Below are 9,465 nucleotides of genomic sequence, written 5' to 3'. Positions count from 1 at the left end.
AGCAAAAAGCTGCCGCTGCTGCAAAGGCAAAAGCCGCCGCCGCCGCCAAAGCAAAAGCCGCTGCACTGGCGAAGCAATCGGGAGAAGCACCAGCCGGTGACGATGAGAAGGCAAAAGCGATTGCAGCCGCGAAGGCAAAGGCAGCCGCAGCCGCCAAAGCGAAGGCAGCAGCAGGAGCTGGTAGTGGAGCCGGTGATGATGAGAAAGCGAAGGCGATTGCCGCTGCGAAAGCAAAAGCTGCAGCAGCCGCAGCCGCGAAGGCAAAAGCTGGTGGAAAAGCCGCAGCTGAACCTGCAGAGGAAAAGAAACCGTCACCAAATCAGCCTTATCTCGATAAGTATGTGAAGGTTATCGGAGACCACCTCGGACAAGATGTGCTGGAAGATTACTATATCAATAGTTTATCCAAAGATGTTCCGACCTTAGTGGCGAAGAAAGAATCCTACTACAAGCTTGCTGAATTTCTTAAATACAATGAGCAGCTAGGATTTGATTACTTATCTGAAATTCATGGGACAGATTTTGAAACACATATGGAAGTTTATGTTCACTTATATTCATATAAAAATAGACAGTCAGTTGCGCTAAAAGTAAAGATTGATCGTGATGAACCAACCATTGAGTCACTGGTGCCATTATGGGCAGGGGCAAATTGGCCTGAATGTGAAGCCTATGATCTATTAGGCATTAAATTTACAGGTCACCCGAATCTGTATCGGATTCTCCTTGGAGATGAATGGATTGGCCATCCGTTAAGAAAAGACTACGAACCGTATGATGTGGAGGTGTAACCAGTGATTCGTACTGAAGAAATGGTCTTAAATGTGGGTCCTCAGCATCCAAGTACGCACGGTGTATTTCGTCTCGTTGTCAAAATTGATGGGGAAATCATAAAAGAAGCGAAGCCAGTCATCGGTTATTTGCACCGTGGAACGGAGAAGTTGGCTGAAGATCTCCAATATACACAGATTATCCCGTATACAGACCGGATGGATTATCTTTCAGCAATGACCAATAACTATGTAATCTGCCACGCAGTTGAAACAATGATGGGCATCGAGGTTCCTGAACGGGCTGAATACCTTCGTGTCATTGCGATGGAGCTTGGAAGGGTTGCCAGTCACTTAGTTTCATGGGGTACTTTTTTACTGGACCTTGGGGCAACAAGTCCCTTCATATATGCATTCCGGGAAAGGGAAATGATCATTAATATGCTGAACGAGCTTTCGGGCGCGCGCTTAACTTTTAACTACATGCGTGTAGGCGGCGTGAAATGGGACGCACCAGAGGGCTGGGTTGAGAAGGTAAAAGAATTTATTCCTTATATGCGTGAGCAGCTGGTCGGTTATCATCAGCTTGTGACGGGAAATGAAATTTTCATGAACCGAGTGAAGGGTGTAGGCGTTTATACGAAAGAAGATGCCATCCATTATTCATTAAGCGGACCGACACTTCGCTGTACCGGAGTAAAATGGGATCTTCGTAAGGATGAGCCTTATTCCATTTATGACCGCTTTGATTTTAATGTGGTTACTCGAGAAGAAGGGGATGCATGGGCACGCTATCATGTTCGATTAGAAGAGATTGAAGAGTCGCTCAAAATTCTTGAACAGGCGTGTGAACAATTCCCGGCAGAGGGAGAAATCATGGCTAAGGTCCCTAAGATTATTAAGGCGCCAAAAGGAGAAGCATTTGTTAGAATCGAATCTCCACGCGGAGAAATTGGCTGCTATATTTACAGTGACGGGAAGAAAGAACCGTATCGCTTAAAGTTCAGAAGACCGTCCTTCTATAATCTGCAAATTCTCCCTAAGCTGCTTGAAGGCGAAAACATGGCGAACATGATTGTAATTTTAGGAGGAATTGATATTGTCCTCGGGGAGGTGGACGGTTAATGATAGAAGAACTATTGCACTCTAGTCCCGGATTATTAAATTTCGGTATTTTCTTCTTATTAGCCGCCGTTTTACTATTAGTGGTTTTAGGCTTCGTCACCTATTGTATATTAGCAGAGCGTAAAGTAATGGGATATATGCAAATGCGCCATGGTCCTAACCAAGTCGGCGGACGCTGGGGGTTATTACAAACAGTTGCTGACGTTCTTAAACTTCTTTTAAAAGAAGACATTATTCCTAAGCTTGCGGACCGTCCGTTATTTATCTTAGCTCCTGTCATTGCGTTTGCGCCAGCCTTCATGGTGCTCGCAACGATTCCTTTTACAGACAAGTTTCAATTTGCTGATATCGGAGTGGGCCTGCTTTACTATATCGCCGTTTCCGGTATCACTACAGTAGGAATTGTAACAGGAGCATGGGCTTCAAACAATAAATATGCTCTCCTTGGAGGAATGCGTGCAGCGGCACAGATGATTTCCTATGAAATCCCGCTCGTTATGTCTGTTGTCGGCGTCATCCTTCTATCAGGAAGCTTAAATTTAAATGATATCGTAGATGCACAAAGAAATGGCTGGTTCATCGTCTGGCAGCCAATCGCCTTTATCGTTTTCTTCATTGCATCTGTTGCCGAATTAAATCGTGTACCATTTGACTTGCCAGAATCAGAATCTGAGCTCGTTGCCGGGTTCCATGTCGAATATTCCGGCTTCCGCTGGGCATTTTTCATGCTAGCAGAATATGTGTACCTATTTGCGATGGCTGCTCTGACAACTGTGTTGTTCTTAGGCGGATGGCTGCCGCTTCCGTTCTTAGGATTTATCCCGGGTGCAGTATGGTTCGCACTTAAATTCACATTGGTTATCTTCATACTACTGTGGTTCCGTTCTACATTCCCGCGTGTACGCGCAGACCAATTAATGGAATTTGGCTGGAAGGTTCTCCTGCCAATTGCATTAGCCAATATTTTCTTAACCGCACTATTAAAAGAATTGCTAAACCTATTTTAAAAAGCCTTACACTTTTAATATTCAAGGGGTGAAAAAACATGCTTGGATTAGCGAAAGGTTTATCATATACCCTAAAAAACTTGACCCGCAAAAAGGTCACATATGATTATCCGAATGAGCCTCTTCCGCTGCCTGACCGATTCCGCGGAATACAAAAATTTTATCCGGAAAAATGTATCGTTTGTAATCAGTGTGCGAACATTTGCCCGACTGAATGTATCCAGCTGACAGGTAAAAAGCATCCGGATCCGGCGAAAAAAGGAAAAATTATTGATACGTATGATATTAACTTTGAGATTTGTATTCTATGTGATTTGTGCACAGAGGTTTGTCCAACAGAGGCTATTATTATGACGAATAACTTTGAACTGGCAGAATACAGCAGGGATGATTTGTTCAAAAACCTCGAATGGCTGGATGAAAATGATGAGAATATACGGAAGGAGAATAAAGCATGACGTTTTCAGGTGAATTTCTTGCGTTTATGTCACTAGCAGTAGTGGCAGTCATGGGCGGCGTGCTTTTATTGAACCTTACCAAAGTTGTGCATATGGTAGTGGCGCTAGTATTTACTTTTATTAGCATTGCGGGAATCTTTGTATTATTATCTGCAGAGTTTCTTGCTGCAGCCCAAATTTTACTTTATTCCGGTGCCATTACAATCATTATGTTATTTGGAATTATGCTGACCCGTCATAACGATGTGAGTGAGCCAAAAACAGGAATCGTCCGAAAGGTATTGCTGTTTTTGGGGGTATTAGGATTCGCGTTTGCAGTCTATATCGGTATTTACAACCTGGATTTCGGACAATTGCCGAATAACTTGCATGAAAATAATACAGAGCAAATTGGATTGGCGCTTTATTCTAAATACATCATTCCATTTGAATTAACTTCTGTTTTACTATTGGCAGCTCTGATCGGCGCAATTGTTTTAGCGAGGAAAGATGATGAGAAGGGAGCGGAGAAGGAATGAGCTCAGTTCCCATTTCAGCGTATCTTGCCTTAGCGTTAATCTTATTCTGTATCGGTTTATATGGTGCTTTGACGAAAAGAAATGCAGTGATTGTCTTAATTTCGATTGAGCTAATGCTAAATGCAGTTAATATCAACCTAGTAGCCTTCAGTAAGTTTGGGGCTGCGCCTGCGATTACAGGTCAGATCTTCGCCTTATTTGTCATGACAGTTGCCGCAGCAGAAGTGGCTGTTGGCGTAGCGATCTTGATTGCCCTTTACCGCAATCGGAAAACCGTTAATATTGATGAAATGAACACATTGAAGCATTAAGGAATGCTTTTCATGAATAAAAGAGGCTGCTTGTTATACTAGTAAAATATTTTTCCGGGAAATAATGTGTGTTTTAATAGGAAATAAGTCATATAACTATTTCCTTGCGCTAAAAAAGCCCGCTTTAAGTATAACCTGCCTCAATCTAACACGCTGACCTTACAGACGGACAAAACTTACCAGCGTGTTCAAAAAAGGGGATTGTGATATTGATGGAGAATGCATGGATCATACCGCTTTTCCCGCTTTTATCGTTCTTATTCCTAGTCTTTTTCGGCAAACGGCTTAAGGATGCGAGTGCTTACATAGGAATTCTGCTTTCGCTTGCATCTCTTGTCTACTCGTTGTTGGTGCTGTTTGAAAGATTTTCGTCACCAACCCATAAGGCAGAAGCTGTTTGGCTGACAATTGGGGATGTTCAGTTAACAGCGGGTTTTGAAGTAAACCAGTTAAATGCATTAATGCTAGTAATCGTCTCACTCGTCAGTTTCCTTGTTCATACGTATTCAAAGGGATATATGCACGGGGATGAGAGACTTCATGTTTACTATTCATATTTAGGGTTATTTACCTTTGCGATGCTAGGGCTTGTACTATCTCCTAACCTATTGCAAACGTATATTTTCTGGGAGCTTGTCGGCTTAGGCTCATTCCTATTGATTGGCTTCTACTTTTATAAAGATGAAGCAAAGAAGGCTGCGAAAAAGGCGTTTATCATGACGCGTATTGGGGATGTGGGCCTTTTAATCGGAATGATTCTCTTATTCTGGCAGGTTGGCAGCTTTGAATATGATGAAATCTTTGCGGCTGTAGCAGCTGGATCGATTTCAACTACGATGATTACGTTAACCGCAATTTTGATTTTTGTTGGAGCTATTGGGAAGTCTGGTCAATTTCCGCTTCACACCTGGCTTCCGGACGCGATGGAAGGTCCAACACCAGTTTCAGCATTAATCCACGCCGCGACAATGGTTGCAGCAGGGGTCTATTTAGTAGCGGCTTTGTTCCCGCTTTTCACAGCAAGCGAAACCGCGCTCATGACCGTAGCTGTCATTGGAGCAATTACTGCGATTTTTGCAGCGAGCATTGGTCTTGTGCAAACGGATATTAAAAGAGTGCTAGCCTACTCAACTGTCAGCCAGCTTGGATATATGATGCTGGCGCTTGGATCTGCCGGCTATGTGGCGGGTGTGTTCCACTTAATGACTCACGCTTTCTTTAAAGCATTACTTTTCCTTGCTGCAGGAAGTGTTATCCATGCCGTTCATATACAGGATATTGAGAAAATGGGCGGACTATGGAAAAAGCTTCGTGTCACAGGCCCTCTGTTCTTAATTGGAACATTGGCGATCAGCGGGGTTCCATTATTTTCAGGATTCTTCAGTAAGGATGAAATCTTAATTGCTGCTTGGGCACACGGCAATACAGTATTATTCTGGCTTGCAGTTGTGGCCGCATTCTTTACAGCATTCTATATGTTCCGCCTGTTCTTCATGGTGTTCTCGGGCGAATCGCGTAGCGATATGAGCCATGCGAAGGAGTCTCCAAGTGTTATGACGGTCCCGATGATGATTCTCGGAGTCCTTGCTGTTGTGGCAGGTTACGCCAATACACCATGGTTCGGAACGTTCCTTGGTGATTGGTTAGTAGACGGAAATCCGGCGCTCGGTCACGGACATATTGAAGGTCCAGCGTGGATTATGATAGTCGCAACTGTTGTATCCCTGCTTGGTATATTCCTAGCTTGGATGATTTACAGCAAGCGTTCACTTTCACGCAACTGGCTTGGTGCTGAAACGATGTACAATATTTTATATAACAAATACTATATCGATGAATTTTACGAGCTGACCGTCTTAAAGGTGACGAAGTTCTTCAGTATATTCCTTCGCTTCATCGAAACCTTCCTTGTTGAAGGCGTTGTAAAAGGAGTAGCTGGAACCGTGGTCGCCCTTGGAAAACTAGGCTCGAAGTTCCAGGATGGCCAAGTACAAAGATATGGAACGGTCGCTTTTGTAGGATTAGCTATTTTAGTAGTCGTATTTGCGGTAACAGGGGGGTATTTAAGATGAATATCGCTTACTTCTTATCAATCTTAGTGTTCTCCCCTTTAGTTGGTGTTTTAGTTTTATCATTGATTCCGAATACAAAGGAATCGGTTATTAAAACGGTCGGTTTCCTAGCAACTTTGCCAGCTCTGATTTTATCGCTAGTGGCATTTTTTCAATATCGTGCCGGAGCATCTCTAGCTGATTTAAGCGAGAGTGTGCGCTGGGTTCAGTTTGGCGATCCGAACCGTTTAGGGGATTTATTCTCGATTAATTACGAGCTTGGGGTAGATGGGTTCTCCCTTATTATGGTCGTGCTGACAGCGATACTTTCCACTCTTGCAGCCATTGCTTCTATGTATATTAAAAAAGAATGGAAAGGCTATTTTATGCTGTTCCTTCTATTAGAAGTAGGAATGCTTGGTGTGTTCGCTGCCGAAAACCTAATTCTATTCTTCATCTTTTTCGAAATTACATTAATCCCGACCTTCTTCCTGATTGGAAAATGGGGTTATTTTGAAAAAGAAAAAGCAGCCTTCAGCTTCTTAATTTATAACGGATTAGGATCTGCAGTGCTTCTCATTGTGATTATGGTGCTATTTTCCCGTACAGGAACGTCTAATATTGACGCATTAATGGCTATTATGCATGCTGACGTCAATCATGCCGTATTCTCGGAAGGGACTAAAATGGGCTTGCTTATTGCCTTGTTAATAGCATTTGGCGTTAAGCTCCCAATCTTCCCGCTGCATAGCTGGATGGTTCGCGTTCACGTACAGGCATCTCCATCAGTTGTTATGCTGCATGCGGGTATCTTGCTGAAAATTGGGGCTTACGGGATCATTCGTTTTGGGATGGGGATCTTCCCAGAGCAGTTCCAGGAATTAGCGGTCTTAATCGCTGTTCTCGGAGTTGTGAACCTGTTATACGGTGCATTCTTAGCATTGATTCAGACAGATTTCAAAATGGTCCTTGCTTATTCCTCTATTTCCCATATGGGAATTGTGTTAATTGGATTAGGCGCGATGAACGAGGCAGGCATTCAAGGAGCCATCTTCCAAGTGGTATCACATGGTTTGACTGCAGCACTTCTATTCTTCCTTGTTGGGGTATTTTACGAGCGTCTGGATACATCCATCATCCAAAACCTTGGCGGATTGGCAAAGGGAATGCCGATCACAGCTGGCTTCCTGCTAGCTGGAGCAATGGCATCACTCGGAATGCCTGGAATGTCCGGATTTGTGAGTGAATTTATGGCCTTTCTTGGTCTATTTAAAGAAATGCCGGTTTTAGCAGCGGTAGGAGCACTAGGAATTATTTTGACTGCCGTTTACCTTCTGCGTGCAGTTCTTGGCATTACTTATGGAAAAGCCCATCGTGAATTTGCGGGTGTAACCGATCTTCGCGGCAGAGAATGGGTTCCAGCTTTAGTTTTACTAGCGATTATTGTATTAATTGGTGTGTACCCAAGTGTACTAAGCGAGCCGCTAACATCCACACTTGAAACGATCATGCTTGGGATAGGAGGGTGATGAAGGATGGATCTTACAGAATTATTATCATATAAATGGAGCATCATGACACCTGAGTTCATCATCCTCGGTGTAGCCACTTTACTATCATTATTAGATTTATTTATGCCGAAGACGGTGAATCGAAAAATCCTTGGTTGGCTTGGTCTTGCGGGGATTCTAGCCGCACTTGCGTCCCTTTTCAGCTTGTTTGGGCACGGAGCGGAATCGATTCTGTATGATACCTTTAGACTCGATTCTTTCGCGAAGGCATTTAAGCTGCTATTGTTATTGGGAGCTGCGCTTGTTATGATTCTGGCAACGAGCTATGAACCGAAGGATGGGCTAACTGAATATCGAGGAGAGTTCTTCTATTTATTCCTTGCCGCCCTGCTCGGAACGATGATCATGTCTTCAAGCGGCGATTTAATTACGCTGTTTGTCGGCCTTGAGTTGCTTTCGATTCCATCTTATATCCTTGCGGGCCTTCGCAAGAAAAATACTCTATCGAACGAGTCTTCTATGAAATACGTCATTAATGGCGGAATTTCGACCGCGATTACTCTTTTCGGTATGAGCTATGTGTATGGTCTTACAGGGACAACAAACCTACTTGAAATGGCTCGGGGGTTAATGGCATTAACGAACCCGCAGCACATCTATCTAATGGGTCTTGCTTTATTCATGATTTTTGTCGGGCTGTCATTTAAATTGGCAACGGCTCCGTTCCATATGTGGGCACCTGATGTGTACCAAGGAGCGCCGACACCTGTTACGGCTTTCTTGAGCGTCGTTTCAAAAACAGCCGGCTTTATCATTCTCATTCGAATTATGCTTGTGGTGTTCTTAAGTACACCATCTTCAGACATTCCAAATTCAATGCCGCTCTTTATGAAGGTTCAGGATTATATTGCCTTCCTTGCAGCTGCAACAATGATTATTGGAAACGTGGTAGCGTTAAGACAGAAAAACATTAAGCGTCTATTCGCATACTCAAGTATTGCACAGGCGGGCTATCTGCTTGTAGTAGTCGCATCGTTATCAGTTTTTATCTTTGATACACTTTGGTTCTATTTAGGAGCATACTTGTTCATGAACCTTGGGGCATTTGCGATTATCCAGCTGATCACGCAAAAAACAGGATCAGAGGATATTTCCCAATTTGCGGGATTGTACAAAAAGGCACCGATTTTGGCGCTTTCGATGGCTGTATTTATTCTCAGCTTGGCGGGAATTCCGGGAACAGCCGGCTTTATCGGGAAGCTTAACATTTTCATGGGTGCGCTTGCCGTAGAACCTGCACGCTATGTGTTAGTGTCCATTATGATTGCGACAACAGTCGTATCGTATTTCTACTATTTCGGCGTGCTCGTGCAAATGTTCTTCCGACCAGCTGCAGACCAAGAGGCAAAAATCAAGCTGCCAGCAGGTCTCGGCATTGTTATCGGCGTGTGCGTAGTGGCGACTGTGTTGTTTGGAGTCGCGCCGAGCATCGCGTTCGACTTTTTACAGGGGAACTTCAATCAGTTCAGCGACTTTTTTCAGTAAGGGGATACTTTAAAGGGTTAATCTAAGGGGTAAATATATATTTTGAGAAAGGGGAGCGGTCCCCTTTCTTTTTTTGTGTAGAGATTCTCTTGGAGGATGGGTAAGATTTTGCGTTTTGATTAAAGGTCATTATGAGGGATGATTGGTAACAAAAAGTCCAAGCAGAGAG

At 43.6% G+C, this 9,465-nt stretch carries 9 protein-coding genes; all 9 read left to right on the top strand.

The window, feature by feature from the left end:
- A partial coding sequence (locus tag V7127_RS09905) for an NADH-quinone oxidoreductase subunit C (protein ID WP_335485378.1) occupies positions 1–791 on the top strand: 791 nt, incomplete at its 5' end.
- 3 nt (positions 792–794) lie between these two features.
- Positions 795–1,895 (top strand): NADH-quinone oxidoreductase subunit D, encoded by a 1,101-nt coding sequence (locus tag V7127_RS09900; RefSeq protein ID WP_335485375.1) that lies wholly within the window; start codon positions 795–797, stop codon positions 1,893–1,895.
- Entirely contained in the window at positions 1,895–2,902 is a 1,008-nt protein-coding gene (gene nuoH / locus V7127_RS09895) for an NADH-quinone oxidoreductase subunit NuoH (RefSeq protein ID WP_335346686.1), read from the top strand. Before V7127_RS09900 ends, nuoH begins: the two co-directional genes overlap by 1 nt.
- A gap of 38 nt (positions 2,903–2,940) precedes the next feature.
- A complete protein-coding gene (gene nuoI / locus V7127_RS09890; RefSeq protein WP_335346687.1) occupies positions 2,941–3,360 on the top strand; it encodes an NADH-quinone oxidoreductase subunit NuoI in 420 nt (139 codons plus the stop codon).
- Complete coding sequence (locus V7127_RS09885; RefSeq protein ID WP_335485372.1) at positions 3,357–3,878, top strand: NADH-quinone oxidoreductase subunit J; 522 nt, start codon at positions 3,357–3,359, stop codon at positions 3,876–3,878. The genes nuoI and V7127_RS09885 overlap by 4 nt, the downstream gene beginning before the upstream one ends.
- A complete protein-coding gene (gene nuoK, locus V7127_RS09880; RefSeq protein ID WP_335346689.1) occupies positions 3,875–4,189 on the top strand; it encodes an NADH-quinone oxidoreductase subunit NuoK in 315 nt (104 codons plus the stop codon). The genes V7127_RS09885 and nuoK overlap by 4 nt, the downstream gene beginning before the upstream one ends.
- 209 nt (positions 4,190–4,398) lie before the next feature.
- Complete coding sequence (gene nuoL, locus V7127_RS09875; protein WP_335485369.1) at positions 4,399–6,261, top strand: NADH-quinone oxidoreductase subunit L; 1,863 nt, start codon at positions 4,399–4,401, stop codon at positions 6,259–6,261.
- Positions 6,258–7,769, top strand: a complete 1,512-nt coding sequence (locus V7127_RS09870) for a complex I subunit 4 family protein (protein WP_335485366.1) — start codon at positions 6,258–6,260, stop codon at positions 7,767–7,769. Before nuoL ends, V7127_RS09870 begins: the two co-directional genes overlap by 4 nt.
- Before the next feature lie 6 nt (positions 7,770–7,775).
- The gene (gene nuoN / locus V7127_RS09865; protein ID WP_335346692.1) at positions 7,776–9,296 is read left to right on the top strand and encodes an NADH-quinone oxidoreductase subunit NuoN; all 1,521 of its coding nucleotides are present in this window, start codon (positions 7,776–7,778) and stop codon (positions 9,294–9,296) included.
- Positions 9,297–9,465 lie beyond the last annotated feature (169 nt).

Source organism: Bacillus sp. JJ1773, assembly GCF_036962035.1.
Classification (GTDB): Bacteria; Bacillota; Bacilli; order Bacillales; family Cytobacillaceae; genus Cytobacillus.
Note: the sequence above shows the minus strand (reverse complement) of the source record. Positions and strands in the feature narration are given on the sequence as shown.